The organism is Streptomyces sp. NPDC002386 (assembly GCF_053593175.1).
In genome coordinates this window covers 59,453-83,142 of the sequence record NZ_JBSFBX010000006.1, presented here as the reverse complement: position 1 = coordinate 83,142, position 23,690 = coordinate 59,453, and the positions used below count along the sequence as shown (strand labels likewise).

General features: G+C 73.0%; 27 protein-coding genes. 12 read left to right on the top strand and 15 right to left on the bottom strand.

Annotated elements, in window-relative coordinates:
* Window positions 1-27: 27 nt before the first annotated feature.
* Window positions 28-624 carry a suppressor of fused domain protein gene (locus ACWCPN_RS14340; protein WP_451205460.1) on the bottom strand — a complete coding sequence of 199 codons (597 nt, stop codon included), beginning with the start codon at window positions 622-624 and terminating at the stop codon, window positions 28-30.
* 479 nt (window positions 625-1,103) lie between these two features.
* On the opposite strand from ACWCPN_RS14340, the gene ACWCPN_RS14335 reads away from it, so the two are divergent.
* Together ACWCPN_RS14335 and ACWCPN_RS14330 are read left to right on the top strand one after the other, a co-directional pair.
* Window positions 1,104-2,228, top strand: a complete 1,125-nt coding sequence (locus ACWCPN_RS14335; protein WP_451205457.1) for a magnesium and cobalt transport protein CorA — start codon at window positions 1,104-1,106, stop codon at window positions 2,226-2,228.
* A gap of 23 nt (window positions 2,229-2,251) precedes the next feature.
* The gene (locus ACWCPN_RS14330; protein WP_451205454.1) at window positions 2,252-2,767 is read left to right on the top strand and encodes a hypothetical protein; all 516 of its coding nucleotides are present in this window, start codon (window positions 2,252-2,254) and stop codon (window positions 2,765-2,767) included.
* 18 nt (window positions 2,768-2,785) lie between these two features.
* On the opposite strand, the gene ACWCPN_RS14325 is transcribed toward ACWCPN_RS14330, so the two are convergent.
* Window positions 2,786-3,508: a hypothetical protein gene (locus ACWCPN_RS14325; protein ID WP_451206030.1), complete on the bottom strand. Its 723-nt coding sequence runs from the start codon at window positions 3,506-3,508 to the stop codon at window positions 2,786-2,788.
* Between the two features lie 195 nt (window positions 3,509-3,703).
* On the opposite strand from ACWCPN_RS14325, the gene ACWCPN_RS14320 reads away from it, so the two are divergent.
* Genes ACWCPN_RS14320 through ACWCPN_RS14310 form a run of 3 tightly spaced genes read left to right on the top strand, consistent with a single transcriptional unit; the run spans window position 3,704 to window position 6,765 of the window.
* Window positions 3,704-4,993, top strand: coding sequence for a magnesium transporter MgtE N-terminal domain-containing protein (locus ACWCPN_RS14320; RefSeq protein ID WP_451205451.1), 1,290 nt, complete (start codon window positions 3,704-3,706; stop codon window positions 4,991-4,993).
* Window positions 4,983-5,588 (top strand): DUF1003 domain-containing protein, encoded by a 606-nt coding sequence (locus tag ACWCPN_RS14315; protein WP_365120053.1) that lies wholly within the window; start codon window positions 4,983-4,985, stop codon window positions 5,586-5,588. The genes ACWCPN_RS14320 and ACWCPN_RS14315 overlap by 11 nt, the downstream gene beginning before the upstream one ends.
* Window positions 5,589-5,631: 43 nt before the next feature.
* On the top strand, window positions 5,632-6,765 hold the full coding sequence (locus ACWCPN_RS14310) for an Mrp/NBP35 family ATP-binding protein (protein WP_451205448.1): 1,134 nt from the start codon (window positions 5,632-5,634) through the stop codon (window positions 6,763-6,765).
* Window positions 6,766-6,889: 124 nt separating this feature from the next.
* Here ACWCPN_RS14310 and ACWCPN_RS14305 read toward each other — a convergent pair whose 3' ends face one another.
* From ACWCPN_RS14305 to sigE, 4 genes are all read right to left on the bottom strand, one after another.
* Window positions 6,890-7,561 carry a hypothetical protein gene (locus ACWCPN_RS14305; RefSeq protein ID WP_451205445.1) on the bottom strand — a complete coding sequence of 224 codons (672 nt, stop codon included), beginning with the start codon at window positions 7,559-7,561 and terminating at the stop codon, window positions 6,890-6,892.
* A 208-nt stretch (window positions 7,562-7,769) separates the two neighbouring features.
* Window positions 7,770-8,198 carry a sec-independent translocase gene (locus ACWCPN_RS14300; protein ID WP_451205443.1) on the bottom strand — a complete coding sequence of 143 codons (429 nt, stop codon included), beginning with the start codon at window positions 8,196-8,198 and terminating at the stop codon, window positions 7,770-7,772.
* An 82-nt stretch (window positions 8,199-8,280) separates the two neighbouring features.
* Window positions 8,281-9,270: a zf-HC2 domain-containing protein gene (locus tag ACWCPN_RS14295; protein WP_451205441.1), complete on the bottom strand. Its 990-nt coding sequence runs from the start codon at window positions 9,268-9,270 to the stop codon at window positions 8,281-8,283.
* Complete coding sequence (gene sigE, locus ACWCPN_RS14290; protein WP_392292193.1) at window positions 9,267-9,980, bottom strand: RNA polymerase sigma factor SigE; 714 nt, start codon at window positions 9,978-9,980, stop codon at window positions 9,267-9,269. The genes ACWCPN_RS14295 and sigE overlap by 4 nt, the downstream gene beginning before the upstream one ends.
* Window positions 9,981-10,214: 234 nt before the next feature.
* Between sigE and ACWCPN_RS14285 the strand changes: the two genes are divergently transcribed.
* Complete coding sequence (locus ACWCPN_RS14285) at window positions 10,215-10,913, top strand: O-methyltransferase (RefSeq protein WP_365121028.1); 699 nt, start codon at window positions 10,215-10,217, stop codon at window positions 10,911-10,913.
* 87 nt (window positions 10,914-11,000) lie between these two features.
* On the opposite strand, the gene ACWCPN_RS14280 is transcribed toward ACWCPN_RS14285, so the two are convergent.
* Window positions 11,001-11,168, bottom strand: a complete 168-nt coding sequence (locus ACWCPN_RS14280; protein WP_018544333.1) for a DUF3117 domain-containing protein — start codon at window positions 11,166-11,168, stop codon at window positions 11,001-11,003.
* A gap of 376 nt (window positions 11,169-11,544) precedes the next feature.
* Between ACWCPN_RS14280 and chcB the strand changes: the two genes are divergently transcribed.
* Window positions 11,545-12,348: a 2-cyclohexenylcarbonyl CoA isomerase gene (gene chcB / locus ACWCPN_RS14275; protein ID WP_451205438.1), complete on the top strand. Its 804-nt coding sequence runs from the start codon at window positions 11,545-11,547 to the stop codon at window positions 12,346-12,348.
* A 7-nt stretch (window positions 12,349-12,355) separates the two neighbouring features.
* On the opposite strand, the gene ACWCPN_RS14270 is transcribed toward chcB, so the two are convergent.
* Both ACWCPN_RS14270 and ACWCPN_RS14265 read right to left on the bottom strand, forming a co-directional pair.
* The gene (locus tag ACWCPN_RS14270) at window positions 12,356-12,961 is read right to left on the bottom strand and encodes a DNA-3-methyladenine glycosylase I (RefSeq protein WP_451205436.1); all 606 of its coding nucleotides are present in this window, start codon (window positions 12,959-12,961) and stop codon (window positions 12,356-12,358) included.
* Window positions 12,958-13,308: a DivIVA domain-containing protein gene (locus ACWCPN_RS14265; protein ID WP_199211887.1), complete on the bottom strand. Its 351-nt coding sequence runs from the start codon at window positions 13,306-13,308 to the stop codon at window positions 12,958-12,960. The genes ACWCPN_RS14270 and ACWCPN_RS14265 overlap by 4 nt, the downstream gene beginning before the upstream one ends.
* 133 nt (window positions 13,309-13,441) lie before the next feature.
* Here ACWCPN_RS14265 and folP point away from each other — a divergent pair, with 133 nt between their 5' ends.
* Window positions 13,442-14,302, top strand: a complete 861-nt coding sequence (gene folP / locus ACWCPN_RS14260) for a dihydropteroate synthase (protein WP_392292191.1) — start codon at window positions 13,442-13,444, stop codon at window positions 14,300-14,302.
* A 138-nt stretch (window positions 14,303-14,440) separates the two neighbouring features.
* On the opposite strand, the gene ACWCPN_RS14255 is transcribed toward folP, so the two are convergent.
* Window positions 14,441-15,199 carry an LOG family protein gene (locus ACWCPN_RS14255; protein ID WP_451205434.1) on the bottom strand — a complete coding sequence of 253 codons (759 nt, stop codon included), beginning with the start codon at window positions 15,197-15,199 and terminating at the stop codon, window positions 14,441-14,443.
* A gap of 104 nt (window positions 15,200-15,303) precedes the next feature.
* Window positions 15,304-16,383, bottom strand: coding sequence for a succinyl-diaminopimelate desuccinylase (dapE, locus tag ACWCPN_RS14250; RefSeq protein WP_451205432.1), 1,080 nt, complete (start codon window positions 16,381-16,383; stop codon window positions 15,304-15,306).
* Between the two features lie 94 nt (window positions 16,384-16,477).
* Between dapE and ACWCPN_RS14245 the strand changes: the two genes are divergently transcribed.
* Window positions 16,478-17,476, top strand: a complete 999-nt coding sequence (locus ACWCPN_RS14245) for a heavy metal transporter (RefSeq protein WP_451205430.1) — start codon at window positions 16,478-16,480, stop codon at window positions 17,474-17,476.
* A 274-nt stretch (window positions 17,477-17,750) separates the two neighbouring features.
* Window positions 17,751-18,203 carry an ATP-binding protein gene (locus ACWCPN_RS14240; protein WP_451205428.1) on the top strand — a complete coding sequence of 151 codons (453 nt, stop codon included), beginning with the start codon at window positions 17,751-17,753 and terminating at the stop codon, window positions 18,201-18,203.
* A 75-nt stretch (window positions 18,204-18,278) separates the two neighbouring features.
* On the opposite strand, the gene ACWCPN_RS14235 is transcribed toward ACWCPN_RS14240, so the two are convergent.
* Together ACWCPN_RS14235 and fdxA are read right to left on the bottom strand one after the other, a co-directional pair.
* The gene (locus tag ACWCPN_RS14235; RefSeq protein ID WP_451205426.1) at window positions 18,279-19,376 is read right to left on the bottom strand and encodes a bifunctional succinyldiaminopimelate transaminase/glutamate-prephenate aminotransferase; all 1,098 of its coding nucleotides are present in this window, start codon (window positions 19,374-19,376) and stop codon (window positions 18,279-18,281) included.
* A gap of 125 nt (window positions 19,377-19,501) precedes the next feature.
* Entirely contained in the window at window positions 19,502-19,819 is a 318-nt protein-coding gene (gene fdxA, locus ACWCPN_RS14230; RefSeq protein WP_004926152.1) for a ferredoxin, read from the bottom strand.
* A 140-nt stretch (window positions 19,820-19,959) separates the two neighbouring features.
* Here fdxA and ACWCPN_RS14225 point away from each other — a divergent pair, with 140 nt between their 5' ends.
* The gene (locus ACWCPN_RS14225) at window positions 19,960-20,976 is read left to right on the top strand and encodes a GNAT family N-acetyltransferase (protein WP_451205423.1); all 1,017 of its coding nucleotides are present in this window, start codon (window positions 19,960-19,962) and stop codon (window positions 20,974-20,976) included.
* A gap of 29 nt (window positions 20,977-21,005) precedes the next feature.
* The gene (locus tag ACWCPN_RS14220) at window positions 21,006-21,872 is read left to right on the top strand and encodes a transglutaminase family protein (protein ID WP_451205420.1); all 867 of its coding nucleotides are present in this window, start codon (window positions 21,006-21,008) and stop codon (window positions 21,870-21,872) included.
* 15 nt (window positions 21,873-21,887) lie between these two features.
* On the opposite strand, the gene ACWCPN_RS14215 is transcribed toward ACWCPN_RS14220, so the two are convergent.
* Window positions 21,888-22,502: a response regulator transcription factor gene (locus tag ACWCPN_RS14215; protein WP_199211882.1), complete on the bottom strand. Its 615-nt coding sequence runs from the start codon at window positions 22,500-22,502 to the stop codon at window positions 21,888-21,890.
* A gap of 19 nt (window positions 22,503-22,521) precedes the next feature.
* The gene (locus tag ACWCPN_RS14210) at window positions 22,522-23,685 is read right to left on the bottom strand and encodes a sensor histidine kinase (protein WP_451206027.1); all 1,164 of its coding nucleotides are present in this window, start codon (window positions 23,683-23,685) and stop codon (window positions 22,522-22,524) included.
* Between the last annotated feature and the right edge of the window lie 5 nt (window positions 23,686-23,690).

The following is a 23,690-nucleotide window of genomic DNA, read 5'->3' as shown; positions in this document are numbered from 1 at the left end:
TTCAGGAACGGGCCTTGGTGACCTTGCTCACTCGGGCGCGGCATCCAGCGGGACGGACCTGCGGGCGGGATCCCTCAGGTCCGTCCCGTTCGCCAGCCAGCGTTCCTGGAGGGCCGGGGCGCCGTGCACCCGCTTCCAGGCGGCCTCGTTGGGGGTCATCGGCAGCAGCGGCAGGAAGCGCACCGGGTCCATCGGGTCGTCCAGCGCCAGGTCCTCGACGAGTCCGCCCGGCTCGCCCACCAGCACGGAGCTGAACGGAGCGCCGGGCCACAGCGGTTCACCGACGTCCAGGGACGCGCCCGGCGCCACGACGACACCCTCCACCTGCGGGGACGCGGCGAGCACGGCGAGCGCGCGGAGCACCTTGTCGGTGTCGGCGAGGCCGGCGCGGACCGACAGGACCAGCTCGGCGCGCGGGCCCTTCACGGGGTCGGCCAGCATCGCCGTGGGATCGGTCATGGGGTGCGCGGACATGCCGAGCGAGGCGTAACGGACCACGTCCCCCTCGTGGAACCGGAGCACCTCGATGCGGTCGGTACCGAGGAAGGTGACCGCGGCGCGCGCGTCCGGTTCGCCCAGCGCGGTGCTCAACCGTGCCTCGACCAGAGGAAGAACATCAACCATGCGGTGAGCATAGAACTCGTCAGCACCGGGCAAAGCGGCGCCTTGACACCACACGCTGCTGCTACGCTGAGCCGGTGGTTCGGGGCAGCACGCAGAAGCGTCGCTATCAAGCCCCGACGCTGAGACTCCCTTACGAGGGACCGGCCGGAGGAGGTGGGGCTGTCATGGATCGAAGTCGACCGTGCAGTACCACTCGCTCTTCCGGCTGCTGATCCAGTTACCGGCTGGCCGCCGCCTTCCCTTTCGCATCGTCGTTCGGAAGAGCACTTCGTCTCGCTTTGCCTGATCTGCCTGACCTGAATCAGTTCTGCATCAGTAGCGAAGTCGCCACCGCGACGGTGCGGTGCTCCCCGCTTTGTGGACGTGCCAAACATCCCTCCCCGCTCCGGGCCGGGAAGATTTCCGCCGGACGTCCCCATTCCGGGTAGTTCCACCCGTCGGCACGCGCTCTCGCTGCCCGCCCGCGAAGGAGCCCGCCCATGTCGATGATCCGTGACCTGCGCGCCGCCGTCCGCCCGTCGTCCCGCGTCACGCTGCGCAAGGAGCAGAGCGCGCCGTACGACACCACGCGCGACCCCGCGACGCCCTCGGCCGTCGTCGACTGCGCCGTCTACCGCGACGGTGCCCGGGTGCGCAGCGCGGAGCCGCTGAGCCCGCAGGAGGCGATGCGGCTGGTGCGCCGCGACGGCGGGTTCGTGTGGATGGGCCTGCACGAGCCGACCGAGGCGGAATTCGCCGGTATCGCCCGGGAGTTCGGGCTGCACCCGCTGGCCGTGGAGGACGCGGTGCAGGCCCACCAGCGGCCCAAGCTGGAGCGGTACGACGACTCGCTGTTCACCGTCTTCAAGACCATCCACTACGTCGAGCACGACCGGCTCACCGCGACCAGCGAGGTGGTGGAGACCGGCGAGGTCATGTGCTTCACCGGCCGGGACTTCTTCATCACCGTCCGGCACGGCGGCCAGGGCTCGCTGCGGGCGCTGCGGCACCGGCTGCAGGACGACGCCGAGCTGCTCGCCAAGGGCCCCTCGGCCGTGCTGCACGCCATCGCCGACCACGTGGTGGACGGCTACATCGCCGTCGCCGACGCCGTGCAGGTCGACATCGACGAGGTGGAGACCGAGGTCTTCTCGCCGGGCCGCCGGGGCGGTGTCTCGCGTGGTGTGGACTCGGCGCGGATCTACCAGCTCAAGCGCGAGGTGCTGGAGTTCAAGCGAGCGGTGGCGCCGCTGCTGCGGCCCATGCAGCTGCTGAGCGAGCGGCCGATGCGGCTGGTCGACCCGGACATCCAGAAGTACTTCCGGGACGTCGCCGACCACCTCGCCCGGGTCCAGGAGCAGGTGCTGGGCTTCGACGAACTGCTCAACTCCATCCTCCAGGCCAACCTGGCGCAGGCGTCCGTCGCGCAGAACGAGGACATGCGCAAGATCACCGCCTGGGCCGCGATCATCGCCGTACCGACGATGGTGTGCGGGGTGTACGGCATGAACTTCAAGTACATGCCCGAGCTGCACTGGCGGTACGGCTACCCGGTGATCATGGGCATCACGGTCGTCCTGTGTCTGGGCATCCACCGCACCCTGAAGCGCAACGGCTGGCTCTGAGCGCCGCTGGTTAGGCTGGGCGCATGACAAGCGAGCTGCTCGACCAGGCCCTCGTCGAGGAGGCCACCAAGAAGTCCGGCCTCATCTGGGTCAGGGGCGCCGACGCCCCGGCGGCGCGTGCGCTGTGGCACGTGTGGCACGAGGGCGCGGTGTGCCTGGTCGGCGACGGTCCCGGGGAGCAGCCGCTGACCGGCCTCGCCGACGGCGGCGCGGCCGAGGTGACCGTGCGCAGCAAGGACAAGGGCGGCCGGCTGGTGACCTGGCCGGCCTCCGTGTCCGAGGCGGCCCCCGGCTCACCGGAGTGGGAGGCCGCGGTGGCCGAGCTGAAGGGCAAGCGGCTGAACGCCCCCGACGGTGAGGAGATGCCCGCGCGCTGGGCCCGTGAGTGCAGGGTGCTCCGTCTGGTGCCGGCCGGCTCCCCGCTCACGCTGCCCGACGGGAGTCTGGCCGAGCGTCCGGTGCCCTCCCCGGCGACGACGCGCAGGCCGGTGCCGGCCGCTCTGCCGCGGCTGCTGGCCGGGCGCCGGAAGAAGAAGTAGCCCCGCGGCCCCGGCGGGCTACGACGCCGGGAGCTGCTGGCCGTAGTCGACCGTCTCGCCCTTCGCCGGCCGGGTGACGGTGAAGTCCTCGCCCCAGTCGGAGAAGGTGAGCGTGCCCGCGGAACCGGCGCGCTCCAGGCGGAGCGGGTACGGCTTGCCCTCCAGGGAGACCTCCAGGGTGCCGCCGTCGCCGCCGTCGCCGGTGATCCGGATGGTGCGGGTGCCCGCCGCCTCGTGGTGGCCGTCGGTCGCCAGCGAACCATGCAGGGTCAGCAGACCGTCGAGGAGGAGGTCCTTGTCCGTGAAGCCGCTGAACTTCTTGTACGCGGGGTCTCCTTGCGGCACCTTCACGTACTTGCCGTCGAGCTTGCCCGCCGCGGACTTGTCGCCGCCGTTCCAGAACTCCGCGTCGGCCTTCAGATACAGCTGCGTACCGATCCGCAGCAGCCCGAAGGTGGCGCCCCGGGAGGTGACCGAGCCGGTGCCGCCGTCGTCCTTCAGCCGCATGTCCAGCCGGTACGTACGGCCGCTGGTGACCACGGTGCCGGCCAGCCGCACCGCGGGGGCGGCGTCGGCGGCGGCACGGGTCTTCGCCTGGATCCGGCCGGCGGGCAGCTTGCCCACCCCGTTGGTCCCGGCGTCCGGATCGTCGGCGCACCCCGTCAGCACCGTCGCTCCCGTCACGGCCAGCGCGCATGTCGCGGTCACCAGCGCGGCCCGGCGAACACGGCCCAGGGGCATCGCAGTCACAGGTGGGGCTGCCTTTCTGACGGTTGAGCGGCGTACGGCAGCGTACCGGGGCCCCGCCCGCCCGGCGGAGCCAGTCCGTCCGCACCGCCCACCAGGGCGTACCGGATCGGTACGGGCTAGCCTGAAGCGCACGCGAGCGGGCACAGAACAGCAATCCCACGCAAGGCGAGCAAAGGAAGCACAGCCATGGCAGCCGGCGCCCCCCGGATCTTCGTCTCGCACCTCGCCGGGGTCCCCGTCTTCGATCCGACCGGCGACCAGGTGGGTCGCGTACGCGACCTGGTGGTCATGCTGCGCGTCGGGCGGCGGCCCCCGCGCGTCCTCGGGCTGGTCGTCGAGCTGTCCACCCGGCGCCGGATCTTCCTGCCCATGACCCGGGTGACCGGTGTCGAGTCCGGCCAGGTCATCACCACGGGTGTGCTCAACGTGCGCCGGTTCGAGCAGCGGCCCACCGAGCGGCTGGTCTTCGGCGAGCTGCTGGACCGGCGGGTGCGACTGGTGGAGAGCGACGAGGAGGTCACCGTCCTCGACCTGTCCGTGCAGCAGCTGCCCGCCCGCCGGGACTGGGAGATCGACCGCGTCTTCGTCCGCAGGGGGAAGAAGGGCGGTGCCTTCCGCCGGGCCAAGGGCGAGACCCTGACCGTCGAGTGGTCGTCCGTCACCGGCTTCTCCCTGGAGGAGCACGGACAGGGCGCCGAGAACCTGCTCGCCACGTTCGAGCAGCTCCGACCCGCGGACCTCGCCAACGTGCTGCACCACCTGTCCGCCAAGCGCCGCGCCGAGGTCGCCGCGGCCCTGGACGACGACCGCCTCGCCGACGTCCTGGAGGAGCTGCCCGAGGACGACCAGATCGAGATCCTCGGCAAGCTGGCCGAGGAGCGCGCGGCGGACGTCCTGGAGGCCATGGACCCGGACGACGCGGCCGACCTGCTGGCCGAGCTGCCCGAGGCGGACAAGGAACGGCTGCTGAGCCTGATGAAGCCCGCCGACGCGGCCGACATGCGGCGCCTGATGTCGTACGAGGAGCACACCGCGGGCGGTCTGATGACCACCGAGCCGATCGTGCTGCGCCCGGACGCCACCGTCGCCGACGCGCTCGCCCGGGTCCGCAACCAGGACCTCTCCCCCGCGCTCGCCGCCCAGGTCTACGTGTGCCGCCCGCCCGACGAGACCCCGACCGGCAAGTACCTGGGCACCGTCCACTTCCAGCGGCTGCTGCGCGACCCTCCGTACACTCTGGTCAGCTCGATGGTCGACGACGACCTGCAGACCCTGGACCCCGACGCCGCGCTGCCGGTCGTCGCCGGGTTCTTCGCCGCGTACGACATGGTGGCCGCCCCGGTCGTAGACGAGTCCGGCTCGCTGCTCGGCGCGGTGACCGTGGACGACGTCCTCGACCACATGCTCCCCGACGACTGGCGGGAGACGGAGTTCCACCTGGACGAGGGAGAGGAGGCGGCCACTCATGGCTCCTGAGCGCGACACCGCTACCCGCGAGCGCAACCCGGTGGGCGCCACGGCCGCCACCCGGCCCCGTGCCCCGCGTCTGGACCAGCCGCGCCCGCCGAGGCGCCGGGTCCTGCCCGAGTGGGACCCGGAGGCGTTCGGCCGGCTGTCGGAGCGGATCGCCCGCTTCCTCGGCACGGGACGCTTCATCGTCTGGATGACGATCGTCATCATCCTGTGGGTGCTGTGGAACATCGCCGCGCCGGCGGGGCTGCGCTTCGACCAGTACCCCTTCATCTTCCTGACCCTGATGCTGTCGCTGCAGGCCTCGTACGCGGCCCCGCTGATCCTGCTGGCGCAGAACAGGCAGGACGACCGCGACCGGGTCAACCTGGAGCAGGACCGCAAGCAGAACGAGCGGTCCATCGCCGACACCGAGTACCTGACCCGGGAGGTCGCCGCGCTGCGCACCGGCCTCGGCGAGGTGGCCACCCGCGACTGGATCCGGTCGGAGCTGCAGGACCTGGTGAAGGAACTGGAGGAACGGCGGCGCCACGACGGGCACGTCGTATTCCCGGCAGAGCGGGCGGAACGATCGCCCGGACGTGACGCAGACGACCGCTGAGGGGCTACCCGCGGGCCCCTCGGGGCGCCGTACCATCGTCACTATGGCTACGGAAGACGCGGTGCGCGAGGCACTGGCGACGGTGGACGACCCCGAGATCAACCGACCCATCACCGAGCTGGGGATGGTCAAATCGGTGGAGATCGGGGAGGACGGCGCGGTCGCGGTCACCGTGTACCTGACGGTCTCCGGCTGCCCGATGCGCGAGACGATCACCCAGCGGGTGACCGAGGCGGTCTCCCGGGTCGAGGGCGTCACCCGCGTCGACGTCACGCTGGACGTGATGAGCGACGAGCAGCGCAAGGAGCTGGCGAACGCCCTGCGCGGCGGCCAGGCCGAGCGCGAGGTCCCGTTCGCCAAGCCGGGCAGCCTGACCCGGGTCTACGCGGTCGCCTCCGGCAAGGGCGGCGTCGGCAAGTCCTCGGTGACGGTGAACCTTGCGGCGGCCATGGCGGCCGACGGTCTGAAGGTCGGTGTCGTGGACGCCGACATCTACGGCCACAGCGTGCCGCGCATGCTGGGCGCGGACGGCCGTCCGACCCAGGTCGAGAACATGATCATGCCGCCGTCGGCGAACGGCGTGAAGGTCATCTCCATCGGCATGTTCACCCCGGGCAACGCGCCGGTGGTCTGGCGCGGCCCGATGCTGCACCGCGCGCTGCAGCAGTTCCTCGCGGACGTGTACTGGGGCGACCTGGACGTGCTGCTGCTGGACCTGCCGCCCGGCACCGGTGACATCGCGATCTCGGTCGCGCAGCTCGTCCCGAACGCCGAGATCCTCGTCGTGACGACGCCTCAGCAGGCGGCGGCCGAGGTGGCCGAGCGGGCCGGCTCCATCGCCGTGCAGACCCACCAGAAGATCGTCGGCGTGGTGGAGAACATGTCCGGCCTGCCCTGCCCGCACTGCGGCGAGATGGTCGACGTCTTCGGCACCGGCGGCGGCCAGATGGTGGCGGACGGCCTCACCCGCACCACGGGCGCGACGGTCCCGGTGCTCGGCAGCATCCCGATCGACGTCCGGCTGCGCGAGGGCGGCGACGAGGGCAAGCCGGTCGTCCTGACCGACCCGGACTCCCCGGCGGGTTCGGCCCTGCGGGCCATCGCGGGGAAGCTGGGCGGCCGTCAGCGCGGCCTGTCGGGCCTGTCGCTGGGGCTGACCCCCAGGAACAAGTTCTGAGGGCTCTCGCGGCCGCACGGCCCGGGACGAAGGGGCGCCGGGAGGTACTGGCGCCCCTCTCTCTTGCCCACGGGGGTCCGTCGGGCGTACCCGGCGGTTCCCCGTGCGTACGCCGCCGGGATCCTCAGGCGTACGCGGCGACGTCCTTGACGATCGCGAAGCCGAGCCCGTACGCGCTCATCCCCCGGCCGTAGGCGCCGACGTGCACGCCGGACCCGGTGGAGCCGGCCAGCACCCAGCCGAACTCGGACTCCCGGTAGTAGAAGGGCATGGGCACCCCGTCCACCGGCAGCGAGAGTCCGGACCACTCCGGTCCCTCGAGGTCGTCGGCCAGCGCCCAGGCGGTCTCGGTCTGCTGGTCCAGCCAGTCGTCGCGCAGGCTGTGGTCCATCTGGCCGGGCCAGGTGAAGGACAGCAGCCCCACGCCCGCCAGCCAGGCCGCCGAGGAGACCGAGGTCGCCTCCAGCAGGCCCGTGCCGTCGGCGCTGCGCCGGGACGGGTTCGCGGCCACGGTGACGACGACCGCGAACTTCTCCCGCGGCTCGTCCGCGGCCGCGGCCGTGTGCTCGTTGCGCACGGAGGGCTCGTCACCGTGCCCGATCGAACCGTGCTCGACGGCGCCGTCGGCCGCCGTACCGACCTGCATCAGCCAACGCGGCCCCGTGAAGGCCTCGTCGAGGCCGTACCAGGGGAAGGGCGCCCGCAGGTACCCGTCGATGGCGCGCGGGGCGGAGGGGGCCGGTTGCCCGCCCTCCGCGGCCGGCGTCTGTGCGCCCACCCGACTTGTCGTCTCCATCTGCCCGGACGCCTCCTCGCTCTCGTCGGACCGGGAGGCCCGCCCCCCTTCGGGCGTACTCGTCCGGTCCGCACAACAACTCGGCAGCATATCCACACCGGTGAGGACAGCAGGGAAACCGCCCGCCGCGTGGGTCGCGCGGACGGCCCGCCGGGGGCTCGTACGACGCGAACGGGCTGTGAAGTGCGTCACTCCAGCCCGCTCCGGTTCAGGTGGCGTCCGCGTCGAACGGCGGAGGGGCGCCCTTGCCGGGCTCCTCGGGCTTCTTGGACATGTCGACGCGCCCGCCCGGCGAGGAGGACGGGGCCTGGCCGTCGCGGCTGTGCACCGCGTCCGTGACCTCGGCCATCTCCTTCTTCAGGTCGAAGCCGTTGCGGATCTCCTTCAGCCCCAGGTCCTCGTTGTCCAGCTGCTTGCGGATGAAGGTCTTGGGGTTGAGGTCCTCGAACTCGAAGTCCCTGAACTCCGGGCCGAGCTCGGTGCGGATGTCCTGCTTGGCGCTCTCCGAGAACTCGCGGATCTTCCGGATCGTCCGCGTGACGTCCTGGATGACCTTGGGGAGCTTGTCCGGACCGAAGACGAGCACGGCGAGAACAATGATGGTCACCAGCTCGAGTGGTCCTATGTCATTGAACACCTGACGCTCCTTGCGATCCTCGGTCGCTCAACGGTACCCGGCCCGCCTGTCGGTCGGGTACCGCCCGTTGGTGAGACTTGCGTCAGTTCCGTCCGGACGGGCCCGGAGGAGCGGCCGGGGAAATGCCGGAGGCCGAGGGCGTGTCGGGCACGGGGGCGGACAGCGTGTCCGCCCCGTTCAGCCGGGGAGTGGCGGGCCAGGAGGTCAGCGGCAGCGGTGCGACGTCGTCCAGCGGGCGTATCAGCGGGGAGACCGCGGCCGCGCCGGCCATCACCGGCGTCGTCAGGTCGCGCATGACGTCCTGGACCTGCCCGGTGAGGGGCGGCTGGGCGCCGGGCAGCAGCGGGGCCGACAGGGAGGTCGGCGCCGCCGGGCTCGGGCCGAGCAGGCTGCTGCCCTGGGCGAGCAGCGGTCCCACCGCACGGCGGCGCTGCGTGTCCGGCGTCGCCGCCCCCGGGGCCGTGCCCGTGCCGGCCGAGCGGGCCGGGACCACGTTGCCGGTCCCGGAGCCGCCGCGGGCGTCCGCGGCCAGGTCGCCGGGGATGGCGGTGGTGACGCCGCCGAGGGCGACCGCGGCCAGCGACACCGCCCCGGCGGCGGCCGCCGCGAAGCGCAGTCCGCGCGAGGCGGAGCGGTCGGCGTCCGGGCGGGCGACGGGATGGATGCGGAAACCGCGCTGCCCGGAGGCGTGGGCGGAGGCGGCGGGTACGTAGCCGAACTCGAAGCGCTCTTCGCGCCGCACACCGAAGACCCCGGTGTCGGAGCCCCGTCCGAGGAAGTCGCCCCCGGGCGCCGGCGTGCCGCCGCCGTCGGGGTCGCCTCCGCCGGGAAGGCCCTGGAGGCGGGCCAGGAAGCTCTCGGAGGGGGGCGGCGGGGCCGCCTCGGCGAACACGTTCTTCAGCCGGCGCTGGGCGTCCGCCTCCGCCTTGCACCGGGCGCAGGTGGCCAGGTGGGCGAGGACGCGCTCGCGCGACTCATGACCCAGCTCCCCGTCCACGAGCGCGGAGAGCCGGTCTCCCAGGTGCTGCTCGGCGAGGTGCGGCTGAGCGGGTTTCGGACGGGATCCGTTCACGCGGTCGCGCCCCCTCCCCCCAGAGCGGGGACACGGGCCACGAAGGAGCGCCGCTCGGCCCTGCGGGCCTCGGGCGACCGGTGGGCGAGGGCCTTGCGCAGCTGGGAACGGCCGCGGTGGATGCGGGAGCGGACGGTGCCGAGCTTCACGCCGAGGGTCGCGGCGATCTCCTCGTACGACAGTCCCTCGATGTCGCAGAGCACGACGGCGGCGCGGAACTCGGGCGCGAGGGTGTCCAGCGCCTGCTGCACGTCGGCGTCGAAGTGCGCGTCGTTGAAGACCTGCTGCGGGGTCGGCTCCTTGCTGGGCAGGCGCTCGGCCGCGTCGTCGCCCAGGGCGTCGAAGCGGATGCGCTGCTTGCGCCGGACCATGTCCAGGAACAGGTTGGTGGTGATGCGGTGCAGCCAGCCCTCGAAGGTGCCCGGCGAGTACGTCGACAAGGAACGGAAGACACGGACGAAGACCTCCTGGGTGAGGTCCTCGGCGTCGTGCTGGTTGCCCGTGAGGCGGTAGGCCAGGCGGTAGACCCGGCCGCTGTGCGTGCTGACGATCTCCTCCCAGGTGGGCGGAGTCCACGCCTGCCCGTCCGCGTCGGTGGAGAAGGTCGCGGTCTGGGCGTCGCCGGCGGCGCCGGCGGTCCGGCTGTGGTCAGCAGCAGTGTCGGTCACGGATTTCGGCTTCCCCGACGACCCGAGAAGACGCCTGAGCATCCCTCTCCGGTCCACAGGCGCAGCCGCACCTCCCCTGTCAGCTCTGGTGGTGTCCAGTGGAGCCCCTACCATAGCCACCTCGCCCGTTAGGACCGGATAAGCGGTTTTACGAGAAATTGATCTGGGCTGATACGGCTCATACGGCTGCGTCAGCATGTGCTCGGCGTCCCGATCCACCGCTCGCCCCCCATCGCGTCCGGGCCCTTCGTCTCAACCCTGTAAACGCGCGGTCCCATCTGCGGGTTCCCGACGCCAACGGATACAGTCACGCCCAGGCACCCACGGGGACAGGAGAGCGTCATTACCGGCAACCGGCAGACTAGCTGGGCGTTCGCCGACGCCTATGTCGCCGAGGACGAAGCGCTGCGCTGGGCCCGCGACCGGGCCCGCGAGGCAGGGCTGCGCTCGGTGTCGCCCGGCACGGGTGCCGCGCTCCGCCTGCTCGCCGCCTCCGTGGACGCGAAGGCGGTCGCGGAGATCGGCACCGGCTGCGGGGTGTCCGGAATCCATCTGCTGCACGGCATGCGCCCGGACGGGGTGCTCACCACGGTCGACCCGGAGCCGGAGCACCAGCAGTTCGCCCGGCAGGCCTTCCGGGCCTGCGGCTTCGCCAGCAACCGGGCCCGGTTCATCCCGGGCCGCGCCCTGGACGTGCTGCCCCGTCTCGCGGACGCCGGCTACGACCTGGTCTTCTGCGACGGGGACCGGCAGGAGTATTCGGACTATCTAGCTGAATCGTTGCGCCTGCTGCGCCCGGGCGGCCTGGTGGTCTTCGAGGGCGTCTTCGCCAACGGCCGTACGGTCGACTCGGGACCGCAGCCCTCGGAGGTGCTGCGGCTGCGTGAGCTGCTGCGCACGGTGCGCGAGAGCCAGGAGCTGGTGACGTCGCTGCTGCCGGTGGGCGACGGACTGCTGTGCGCCGTCAAACGGTGAGACGGGCGCCCGGGAGGTCCGGACACACGTCCGCCCCGGCACCGCGTACGCTGCCGGGGCGGACGGAAGGACAGGATCGCCGGCTCGTCAGACGACGACCTTCTTGAGGGCGTCGCCGAGCGCCTCGGCCTCGTCAGGGGTCAGCTCGACGACGAGTCGACCGCCGCCTTCGAGCGGAACGCGCATGACGATGCCCCGCCCCTCCTTGGTCACCTCGAGCGGGCCATCACCCGTCCGCGGCTTCATGGCCGCCATGCTCGTTCCCCTTCCTGAAACCAGGCTCATCGTCTGCCGAAGCCCCACGAAGGGCACCCCGCGGTCCTAGTACCGGACACGCGACACCGGCATCGAACACATTGCTTCCAGGCCATTATCCCGCATCGCAGGACCCGATGACCAACATCAGTCGGCATCGCTTGCGCAACGCGCGCGAGCAAAACCACCCAATTCGGCGATGTGGCTGCGATACTGCGCCACCGCACGGACGCGCGGCGAGCGGCTCCGCTCCGTTTTTGTTTGACGCAGGTCACACCTCCGCTCCGGCCCCCGGGCGGCGATGTCCGCCATGCTGTCCTTCGGACCGTGGCGTACCGAGCGGTACGTCACCACATCTGACCGGAGGGGATGCCCCATGGCCGACACCGTTCTCTACGAGGTGACCGACGGACTCGCGACGATCACGCTGAACCGCCCGGAGGCGATGAACGCGCTGAACGTCGCGACCAAGGTCGCCCTCCGGGAGGCGGCGGAATCCGCGGCCGGGGACAGCGCCGTACGGGCGATCCTGCTGACCGCGGCCGGGGACCGGGCGTTCTGCGTGGGCCAGGACCTCAAGGAGCACATCGGGCTGCTGGTGGCGGACCGCGAGACCGGGTCCAGGCAGACCATGACCACGGTCCGGGAGCACTACAACCCGATCGTGCGGGCACTGACCGGAGCGGCGAAGCCCGTGGTCGCGGCGGTGAACGGGGTCGCCGCCGGGGCCGGGTTCGGCTTCGCGCTGGCCGCCGACTACCGGGTGGTCGCCGACACGGCGGCCTTCAACACCTCGTTCGCGGGCGTCGCCCTCACCGCCGACTCCGGCATCTCCTGGACGCTGCCCCGGGTGGTCGGCCCGGGCCGCGCCGCCGACCTGCTGCTCTTCCCGCGCAACATCAGCGCGCAGGACGCCCTGGAGCTGGGCATCGCCAACCGGCTCGTACCCGCGGCCGAGCTGCGGACCGAGGCCGAGAAGGTGGCCCGCGCCCTGGCCGAGGGACCGACGGTGGCCTACTCGGCGATCAAGGAAGCGGTGGCCTACGGCCTGACGCACTCGCTCGCCGAGACCCTGGACAAGGAGGACGAGCTGCAGACCCGCGCGGGCAGCTCCGAGGACCACGCGATCGCGGTCCAGGCCTTCGTGAACAAGGAGAAGCCGAAGTACCTCGGCCGCTGAGGGGCGGCTAGCCGGGCGGCCGGACCACCGGAGCGGTGCGGCTCACGCACCCCTCCAGGTGGTCGTCGACCAGCCCGCAGGCCTGCATCAGCGCGTACGCCGTGGTGGGGCCGACGAACTTCAGGCCCCGCTTCTTCAGCGCCTTGGACAGGGCCGTCGACTCGGGGGTGACGGCGGCGACGTCGGCGAGGGTCCGCGGCACCGGGCGGCCCGCCGGGTCGGGGGCGTGCGACCAGATCAGCTCGTCGAGCTCGCCCTCGGCCCAGCCGGCGAGCACGCGCGCGTTGGAGAGCGTCGCGTCGATCTTCGCGCGGTTGCGGATGATGCCAGCGTCGGCCAGCAGCCGCTCGCGGTCCGCGTCCGTGAACGCGGCGACCTTCTCGATGTGGAAGCCGGCGAACGCGGCGCGGAAGCCCGGGCGGCGGCGCAGGATCGTGATCCAGGACAGGCCCGACTGGAAGGCCTCCAGGCTGACCCGCTCGAAGAGGGCGTCGTCGCCGTGGACCGGCCGCCCCCACTCCTCGTCGTGGTACGAGACGTAGTCCTCGGTGGACAGGGCCCACGGGCAGCGCGCCCTGCCGTCGGGCCCGGCGAGGGCGGCTCCGGCGCTCACCGCTGGTCCTCCTGGCCGGGCTTGTCCAGCCGGGCGTGCGCGGCGGCGCGGGCGCCGGCCAGCGCGGACTCCAGGTCGGCGATACGGGCGTCCCGCTCGGCGAGTTCGGCGGCGATCCGCCCGAGTGCGTCGTCCACGTCGGACATGCGGTAGCCGCGCGGCGCGAGCGGGAAGCGCAGGTTCTCCACGTCCTGGCCGCCGACCGGGCGGTCCGGGGGCAGGGGGTCCCGCAGCCGCTCCGGGGCGGCCTCCGGCAGCGGGCCGCGCTCACCGCCGCTGACCACGGCGAGTGTCACCGCGGCCACCACGACGGCCAGGGCGACGACCAGGAACAAGAACATCACCATCGCCAGGGGTCCCCACGCTCGTACCGGACGCTGCCGGAAGACGAATCTGTCAGGCTCCGATCGTGCCATGCGAACCGGGCGGTTAGGGTCGCAGGCGGCTGTACCGAGGGATCACTAGGAGAGGTCACAGCGGATGCTCAGGCTGGGCAAGCGGGAATTCGGGACGCACGAGCCCGTGATCATGGCGATCGTGAACCGGACCCCGGACTCCTTCTACGACCAGGGAGCCACCTTCCACGACGAGGCGGCCCTCGCGCGCGTGGAGCGGGCGGTGGCCGAGGGCGCCGCGATCGTCGACATCGGCGGGGTGAAGGCGGGGCCCGGCGAGGAGGTCACGGCCGAGGAGGAGGCACGGCGGACGGTGGGGTTCGTCGCCGAGGTACGCCGCCGCTTCCCCGATGTGATCATCAGCGTGGACACCTGGCGGGCCGAGGTCGGCGAGGCGGTGTGCGAGGCGGGCGCGGACCTGCTGAACGACGCCTGGGGAGGTGTCGACCCCGCCCTCGCGGAGGTCGCCGCGCGTCACGGCGCGGGGCTGGTGTGCACGCACGCGGGCGGGGCCGAGCCCCGGACCCGCCCGCACCGGGTGACCTACGACGACGTCGTCGCCGACATCCTGGAGGTGACCCTGGGGCTCGCGGAGCGCGCCGTCGCCCTGGGGGTGCCCCGGGAGTCGGTGCTGATCGATCCTGGGCACGACTTCGGCAAGAACACCCGGCACAGCCTGGAGGCGACGCGGCGGCTGGACGAGATGGTCGCCACGGGGTGGCCCGTGCTGGTGTCGCTGTCCAACAAGGACTTCGTGGGCGAGACGCTGGACCGTCCGGTGAAGGAACGGCTGATCGGCACGCTGGCGACGACCGCGGTGTCGGCGTGGCTGGGGGCGCAGGTGTACCGCGTGCACGAGGTCGCCGAGACCCGCCAGGTCCTGGACATGGTCGCCTCCATCGCCGGCCACCGCCCCCCTGCGGTCGCCCGCCGGGGCCTTGCGTAGCCGAGGACGTGGCGTGGGAGGGGCCGGCGAAAGGCCCCGACGGACCCCCGAGGCAGGCGGGGGGCCGGGAAAGGGGCCGGGGCGCAGCCCCGGGCCCCGCCTGGCCCCCACCCGGGCACGGCGCCCGGTTCCGGGCGTCTAGCGCGCCGCCTCCTTGGACACCAGTGCCACCGCTTCCTCGACCTCGTCGGTCACGTGGAACAGCAGCAGGTCCTTCTCCGTCGCCTTCCCCTGGGCCACCAGCGTGTTCTTCAGCCAGGACAGGAGACCGCCCCAGTACTCGGTGCCGAACAGCACGATCGGGAAGCGGGTCACCTTCTGGGTCTGGACCAGGGTGAGGGCCTCGAAGAACTCGTCCAGGGTGCCGAGGCCGCCGGGCAGCACCACGAACCCCTGCGCGTACTTGACGAACATCATCTTGCGGACGAAGAAGTAGCGGAAGTTGAGGCCGATGTCGACGTAGGGGTTCAGCCCCTGCTCGAAGGGCAGCTCGATGCCGAGCCCGACCGACGTGCCGCCGGCCTCGCACGCGCCCTTGTTGGCCGCCTCCATGGCTCCCGGGCCACCGCCGGTGATCACGGCCCAGCCGGCCTCGACCAGCCCGCGGCCCAGCCGCACGCCCGCCTCGTACTCCGGTGAGCCCGCCTGCGTCCGGGCCGAGCCGAACACGCTGATGGCGGGTGGGAGTTCGGCCAGCGTGCCGAAACCCTCGATGAACTCCGACTGGATCCGCAGGACCCGCCAGGGGTCGGTGTGGACCCAGTCCGAGGGGGCGCGCTCGTCCAGCAGCCGCTGGTCGGTCGTGCTGGCCGTCACCTTGTCCCGCCGCCGGAGGACCGGTCCGAGCCGCTGCTCGTCCGGCGGCTGCTTCTTCCCCAGGGGGTTGCCGGTCGCCATGTGCGCTCCCTCCACTTGCGGGTAGTACCGCCTCAGCCTAGATCCGCGCGGGTTTCGGACGGGGGACGTGAGCATGTCCGGCGTGCGGCGCCCGGTGGCCCCCGCTACGCGGTGAGCCAGGAACGCAGCCGCTCCTCGCCCGCGAGGATCTTGGCCACTTCTACCCGCTCGTCCCGCTTGTGTGCCAGGTGCGGGTTACCGGGACCGTAGTTGACGGCGGGCACGCCGAGCGCGGAGAAGCGGGAGACGTCCGTCCAGCCGTACTTGGGCTGCGGGGTGCCGCCCACCGCCTCGATGAAGGCCGCGGCGGCCGGATGGGAGAGGCCGGGCAGCGCGCCGGGGCTGTGGTCGTCGATCACGAACTCCTCTACCCCGCAGTCCGCGAACACCTCACGGACGTGCGCGATCGCCTCCTCCTCGGTGCGGTCGGGGGCGTAGCGGAAGTTCACCGTCACCACGCACTCGTCGGGGATGACGTTGCCCGCCACCCCTCCGGAGATCCCCACGGCGTTCAGGCCCTCGCGGTACTCCAGGCCGTCGATGACCGGCCACCTGGGCTCGTAGGCGGCGAGCCGGGCCAGGATCGGGGCGGCCGTGTGGATGGCGTTGGAGCCCATCCAGCCGCGCGCCGAGTGCGCCCGCTCGCCCCGGGTCTTCAGCAGTACCCGCAGGGTCCCCTGGCAGCCGCCCTCGACCTGGGCGTCGGAGGGCTCCAGCAGGACCGCGAAGTCACCGCGCAGCCAGTCCGGGTGGGCCTCGGCGACGTGCCGGAGACCGTTGAGCTCGGCGGCGACCTCCTCGTTGTCGTAGAAGACGAAGGTCAGATCGCGGTTGGGGGCGGGGACCGTCGCCGCGATGCGGAGCTGCACCGCCACGCCCGACTTCATGTCGCAGGTGCCGCAGCCCCACAGCACACCGTCCTCGTCCAGCCGGGACGGAACGTTGCCGGCGATCGGGACGGTGTCGATGTGGCCGGCCAGCACGACCCGTTCCGCGCGGCCCAGGTCGGTGCGGGCGATCACGTTGTTGCCGTGGCGGTCGACCGTCAGGTGCGGCAGGGCGCGCAGGGCGGCCTCGATCGCGTCCGCGAGGGGCTTCTCGGTGCCGCTCTCGGAGGGGAAGTCCACGAGCCGTGCGGTGAGCTCGGCGGCGTCCAGCGTGAGGTCAAGAGAGGTGTCGGCCATGGTCCCGACCCTAGGCCATGGGGTCGTGGCGGATCCGCGCCGCGCTGCGCGGGCCCGCCGCCCGGTGCGGGAGGCCCTCCAGTACCTTGTACGCGTGCCAGAGCCGTCCCCCATCCGCCCCAAGCGTCGCGGCCGCCTCCTGCGTTTCGGGGCGGCGCTGTTGGTCCTGTGCGGCGTCGCCGCCTATCTCGTCGTGCAGTACGTCACCGGCGGCCCGGGTGCGCGCGGCTGCAAGGTGGTCGCCGCCGACGGTGACGGGGCGTCCTACGAGTTCACGCCCGAGCAGGCGGTGAACGCCGCGACGATCGCCGCCGTGGGCACCGGGCGGAACATGCCCGAGCGCGCGATAACGATCGCGCTGGCGACCGCCCTTCAGGAGTCGGGGCTGCGCAACCTCGAGCACGGCGACCGGGACTCCATCGGCCTGTTCCAGCAGCGGCCCTCGCAGGGCTGGGGCACCGAGCGGCAGATCATGGACCCGGCGTACGCGGCGGGCATCTTCTACGCCCACCTGGCGAAGGTGCCGGACTACGCCGGCCTGCCGCTGACGGTGGCCGCGCAGCGGGTGCAGCGCAGCGGCTACCCGGAGGCGTACGCCAAGCACGAGCCGGACGCCGAGCTGCTGGCGGCCGCGCTGACCGGCCGCACCGCGGCCACCCTGACCTGCGCCGGGCGCCCGGAGCGCACCGCGACCGCGACGGGCCCGGACGCGGTACGGACGGCGCTGGTGCGGGACTTCGGGCGGGACGCGCTGCGGGAGACGAACGCCGTGGTGGGCGGTACCCCGGTGCCCTCGCCCTCGCCGTCGCCGAGTGTGACCACGACCGCGCACGGCCGGACGGTGACCGTGCCGGTGTCCGGGGGCGCGCGGCGGGACGCGGGCGCGACGGCCGAGCGGGAGCGCGAGCGGGGCTGGCAGCTGGCGCACTGGGCGGTGGCCAACTCCTCGGCGCTGCACATCCAGCGGGTGTACTACGCGGACCGGGAGTGGACCGCGAGGGACGGCGGCGGTGCCTGGCACCGGGTCGGCGCGGACGGTGCAGGCGGTGCGGAGAAGTCCGCGGGGTCGGTCCGGATCGTGGCCGGACAGTAGTACGGGGACTCCCCCGGCCGGGTTGTGCGGCCGCGACGCGGGCGCGATTCCGGCGGGAGACCGACGACGCTTCGACAGCCCTTGTGAATCAAGGGACGTAAGGATTCTGCACGGCCCCTCACGGACTCCCTTTGCCCGTTTTTATCCACAACCGATAATGCGATGCGTTGCCCATTCTTTACCTTCGGCGTCCGCAACCTTCATCGGCCTCGAGCGGTAAGCACGGCGTCCGGGCCCGGACACACCACCGTTCCTCCCCGTCGAATGGAGCACCATGTCCCTCCCCCTGACCCGCCGTATCGCCCGTGCCGCACTGCTCGTCGCAGCGGGAGCGGCCGCCGGGGTCGGTGCGGCCGGTTCGGCCGGCGCGGCCACGAACCAGCCGGTGGCCACGCCGGAGCTGGGCGGCCTGACCGCGCTGGACAGCGCGGCCGGCGTCGGCAGCACCGTCGACGGTGCGACCCAGCACGTCACCGGTGTCGCCGGCAACACGGGCGGCAAGGCGGTCAAGAAGGCGACCCCGTCGGTGGCCGGGACCGGCGCCGGTGCCGTGAAGAAGGCGGCGCCCGCGGCGAAGAACGCGGCCGGCAACGCGGCCCGTGCGGCCGGCGGTGTCATCGGGCGCACCGCGACCGGCGCGGCGGGCGGCCTGAGCACGGGCTCGCTCACCCAGGGCGGCCTGCCGACGTCGTCCCTGCCGGCCGCCCAGCTCCCGCTCGGCGGCTGAGCTCCGCCGTCACCGGCGAACGGCCGACGGGGTCCGGGGAACGCTCCCCGGACCCCGTTCACGTCTCCTGAGCCGCTACGCGGCCAGGCGCTCCACCGCCGCGCGCACCCGCTCGTCGGTCGCGGTGAGGGCCACGCGCACGAACCGGTCGCCGGCCTCGCCGTAGAAGTCGCCGGGCGCGACCAGGATGCCCAGGCCGGCCAGGTGGGCGACGGTGTCCCAGCAGGACTCGTCGCGGGTGGCCCACAGGTAGAGGCTGGCCTCGCTGTGCTCGATGCGGAAGCCGTGGCCGAGCAGGGCCTCGCGCAGCAGCGCGCGGCGGGCCGCGTAGCGCTCGCGCTGGACGCGGACGTGCTCGTCGTCGCCCAGGGCCGCCACCACCGCCGCCTGGGTCGGCGCCGAGGTCATCATGCCGCCGTGCTTGCGGATCTCCAGCAGCGGGCCCAGGACGGCCGGGTCGCCCGCGACGAAGGCGGCGCGGTAGCCGGCCAGGTTGGACCGCTTGGAGAGCGAGTGGACGGCCACGATGCCGTCGAGGGAACCGCCGTTGACGTCCGGGTGCAGGACCGACACCGGGTCGGCCTCCCAGCCCAGTTCGAGGTAGCACTCGTCGGACACGAGGAGCACGCCGTGGGCGCGGGCCCAGGCGACGATCCCCTTCAGCTCGTCCCGGGAGAGGACCTTGCCGGTCGGGTTCGACGGGGAGTTGAGCCACAGGAGCCTGAGGTTCGCCGGGTCCAGGTCGCGCGGGTCGTCGTAGACCTCGTACCCGGCGCGGGCCAGGCGGGCGCCGACCTCGTACGTCGGGTAGGCCAGGCGCGGGTACGCGACCCTGTCGCCGGGGCCGAGACCGAGCTGGGTGGGGAGCCAGGCCACCAGTTCCTTGGAGCCGACGATCGGCAGGACGTGCCGGTGGGTGACGCCCCGGGCGCCCAGCCGCCGCTCCAGCCAGCCGGTGATCGCGTCGCGCAGCGCCGGGGTGCCCCAGACCGTCGGGTAGCCCGGCGAGTCGGCCGCGTCGACCAGCGCCTTCTGGATCAGTTCGGGAACCGGGTCGACCGGGGTGCCGACGGAGAGGTCGACGATGCCGCCGGGGTGGGCCGCGGCCGTCTTCTTGTACGGCTCCAGCTTGTCCCAGGGGAAGGCCGGAAGCCGGTCGGAGACTGCGGACACGGGTGCTGGCTCACTTTCTGCTTCGGCGAACGCCACGGTCCCGTACGGCGCTGATCGAGGGCGATCGGCCGTACGGGACCGGGGCGGCGCGCTGCGGGCCGCTGGGCCGACGCCCAGCGGCGTCACTAGGCCTGCGGCGGCAGCGCGGCGATGAAGGGGTGGTCCCGCTCGATCAGGCCCAGCTTGCTGGCCCCGCCGGGGGAACCCAGCTCGTCGAAGAACTCGACGTTCGCCTTGTAGTAGTCCTTCCACTCCTCCGGAGTGTCGTCCTCGTAGAAGATCGCCTCGACCGGGCAGACCGGCTCACAGGCACCACAGTCGACGCATTCGTCCGGGTGGATGTACAAGGACCGCTGGCCCTCGTAGATGCAGTCGACCGGGCACTCCTCGATGCACGCCTTGTCCTTCACGTCGACACAAGGCTGCGCGATGACGTAGGTCACGCTGTCGTTCCTCCTCGATAGGGCGCTGGCGGGCCTCCGTAGGCTCCGCCGCCTGGCGCGCGGGAGCGCGGCGTCGTCGATGCCCGCCCCTAGTATCTCCGTTCTGGGGCAAGATCCGAACAGGAGGGGTGAACTGACCAGTGGAAATCTCGGCGCACGGACGCCTCGAGGTTCGCATCACCGCTGCTGACGTGGGCAAACGCGTCTCCGTGCGGCGCTTGAGCGACCCCGGGGCGGGACCGGAGAAGTTCACCGACACGGTCGGTGTTCTCACATCATGGGACGACGACGTGCTCATGATCACATCGCGCGACGGACGGAGTGTCCGGATCGCTCGGTCCGCGCTGGTCGCGGGGAAGGTGATCCCGGCCGCGCCGGCCCGCCGCAGGGGCCCCGCCGCCACCTACGCGGAGCTGGCCCGCGTCTCCGCGCGGGCGTGGCGGCCGGTGGAGAGCGAGTGGCTGGGCGAGTGGGAGCTGCGCGCGGCGGAGGGGTTCACCCGGCGCGCCAACAGCGTGCTGCCGCTCGGCGATCCGGGGGTCGGTCTCGACGCCGCCCTGGAGGCCGTACGGCGCTGGTACGGCGAGCGGGGCCTGCCCGCCTACGTGCAGACCGCGACGGGCGCCGAGGGCACGCAGGAGCTGCTGTGCGCCGAGCTGGAGCGGCGCGGCTGGGTGCGCGAGGTGACCGCCGAGCTGTGGACCGGGGCGCTGGCACCGGTCGCGGACGCCGCCGAGGGCGCCGGTGTGGCGCTGTCCCGGGAGACGGACGAGGCGTGGCTCGCCCGGTACCGGCGCAAGGGGATGAGCGAGGTGGCCCTGCGGGTGCTGGGCAGCGGCCCCTCGGTGTGGTTCGCGACCGTGCCGGGTGCCGCAGGCGAGGCTCCGGCGGCGATCGGGCGGTGCGTGGTGGACGGGCGCTGGGCCGGGTTCGCCGCCGTGGAGGTCGACCCCGCCCGCCGCAGGCGGGGGCTCGCCGGCGAGGTGATGGCCGCGCTGGCCCGGCGGGCCCTGGACGAGGGCGCCTCGGCGGCCTGGCTGCAGGTGGAGAGCGACAACGAGGCGGCCCGGGGACTGTACGCCCGGCTGGGCCTCGCACCCCACCACGCGTACCACCACTACCGCCGGCCGGACACCGGTGGCTCCGGAGGGTCGTAGCGATCGCCGTGGGAGGGCATGACCCAGACATGCGGCATCCCCGACTCCCGCCCCCGTACCCGCCTCCGCCGGAGCGGTCCGCGGAGCTGCGGCGGCGGTTCGGCGCCGAGGCCCGGTCCGAGCGGCCGGACCTGTCGGCGCTGTGCCTGCTGATCGGCGCGGAGGCGGACGGCTCGCTGGACGAGGACGGCATCGACGCGGCCCAGCTCGAGCTGGACGGGCTGGCCGGGCGGCTGCCGTACCGGCCGGGCGGGCCGCAGGCGTGGGCGGCGGCGGTGTGCCGGCTCCTGGGCGAGGGCGAGTCCTTCCACGGCTCCCCCGCCGACTACCAGCGGCTGGAGTCCTCGCTGCTGCACGAGGTGCTGCGGCGGCGGCGCGGGCTGCCGATCCTGCTGTCGGTGGTGTGGCTGGAGGTCGCCCGGCGGGCGGGGGCGCCGGTGTACGGGGTGGCGCTGCCGGGGCACTTCGTGGTCGGGTTCGGGGCGGCGCGGGAGCAGGTGCTCGCCGATCCGTTCGACGGCGGGCGGGTGCTGACCGGCACGGATGCCGAGCTGCTCGTGGCCGGGGCCACCGGGGCGCCGTTGCAGCCGTCGATGCTGGAGCCCGCGACCCCGCTGGAGGTCGTGCAGCGCATCCTCAACAACGTCCGGGCGTGGGCCTCCGCCCGTCCCGAGCGGTCGGACGTCGCGCTGTGGGCCGTGGAGCTGAGCCTGCTGCTGCCCGGCCATCCGGCCCGGCTGCGCTACGAGCGCGGGCAACTGCTGGTGCAGCGGGGCGAGTTCGAGGACGGCGCCACGGAGCTGGACGCCTACGCGCATCTGATCGAGGTGGTCGACGAACCGGCCGCCGACCGGGTGCGCCGGCAGGCCCGGACGGCCCGGGCGATGCTCAACTAGGGCCCGGCCGGGGACTCAGAGCCAGCCCTTCTCGCGGGCGATGCGGACCGCCTCCGCCCGGTTGCGGACCGCGAGTTTCTGGATGGCCGTGGAGAGGTAGTTGCGGACCGTCCCCTGGGACAGGTGCAGGGCCGCCGCCAGCTCCGCGTTGGTGGAGCCGTCGGCCGCCGCCCGCAGGATCTCGCGCTCCCGGTCGGTGAGGGGGTTGGCGCCCTCCGCGAGGGCCGCCGCGGCCAGGGTGGGGTCGATGACCCGTTCCCCGGCGAGCACCTTGCGCACCGCGGCCGCGAGTTGGGCGGCCGGTGCGTCCTTGACCAGGAAGGCGTCGGCGCCGGCCTCCATCGCGCTGCGCAGATAGCCGGGGCGGCCGAAGGTGGTGAGCACGACGAGCTTCACGTCGGGGAACTCCCGGCGCACCCGGGCCGCCGCCTCGATGCCGGTGCAGCCGGGCATCTCGATGTCGAGGAGGGCCACGTCCACGCCGTGCGCGCCGACGGCCGCCTGCACCTCGTCGCCGCGCGCCACCTGGGCGACGACCTCGATGTCGTCCTCCAGGCCGAGCAGGGCGGCCAGCGCCTCACGGACCATCGACTGGTCCTCGGCGAGGAGGACCTTGATCGGGCTGCTCATGCCCGGATCCTACGTGGCCTCAGGGCGTCAGCGGGACGCGGGCGACCAGCCGGAAACCCTGCCCGGCCCGACCGGCCTCCAGCGTGCCGCCGGCCTTCTCCAGCCGCTCCGTGAGGCCGGTGAGACCGTTGCCGTGGGCGCCGCCGGAGCCGCCGGACCCGTCGTCCTCCACGCAGAGTTCGAGCATCGGGCCGTCCAGGGTCTGGCGGTGCAGGAGCTGGACGACGCAGCGGCGGGCGCCGCTGTGCCGGACGACGTTGGTGACCGCCTCGCGCAGCGCCCAGGCGAGCGCCGCCTCGCTGTCCTCCCCGGCGCCGGCGAGGTCCGGCTCGGCGGGCAGTTCGGCGCTCACCCCGGCCGCGGTCAGCGCGACCTGGGCGCCGGCCAGCTCGGCGGACAGGCGGGGGCGCCGGTACCCGGTGACGGCCTCCCGGACGTCCACCAGGGCCTGGCGGCTGACCCGTTCGATGTCGGCGACCTGCTGGGCCGCCTTGTCGGGGTGCCCGGGCAGCATCCGCCCGGCCAGCTCGCTCTTCAGCGTGATCAGGGAGAGCGAGTGGCCGAGGAGGTCGTGCAGGTCCCGGGCGAGGCGCAGCCGCTCCTCGTTGGCGGCGAGGTGGGCGACGGTGGCCCGGGCCTCGCGCAGTTCGACCGTGGTGCGGATGAGCTGGACGACGCCCGTCATCGCGAATCCGATGAGCACCACCACCAGCACCAGGTTCCACGCCGTCGTCACGTCCGTGGCCAGGCCGGCCAGCATCATCACCACGCCGGTCGCGGGGACGGCCCAGTAGGCCGCCCTGAGCGGCAGGGCCGCTCCGCAGGCGACGGAGACGTAGCAGAACAGGCCGAGCCAGGCGGCGCCGAACGTGAGGCACAGCGCGACGGCCAGCAGGCAGAGGGCGACGATGAGGCCGGCGACCAGGGGCCGGCGCATGGGCCGCCCCATGTTGCGGAAGACCAGCAGCAGGTAGACCCCGGCGAACACCGTCAGGCCCAGCCAGCCGGCCGCCGTCCCGGAGGGCGTGTGGTGGCCGGCGGCCAGGTCGTGGACCGGCGAGCTCATGAAGACCAGCCAGACGCCGATCCAGACGAGCTTGCGCAGCAGCTCCCGGCGGTTGCGGGGCGGCCGGCCCAGGCCCGTCGGCCGCTCCGGGCCGCTCGGCCGGTCCTCGGTCGTCATGGTGC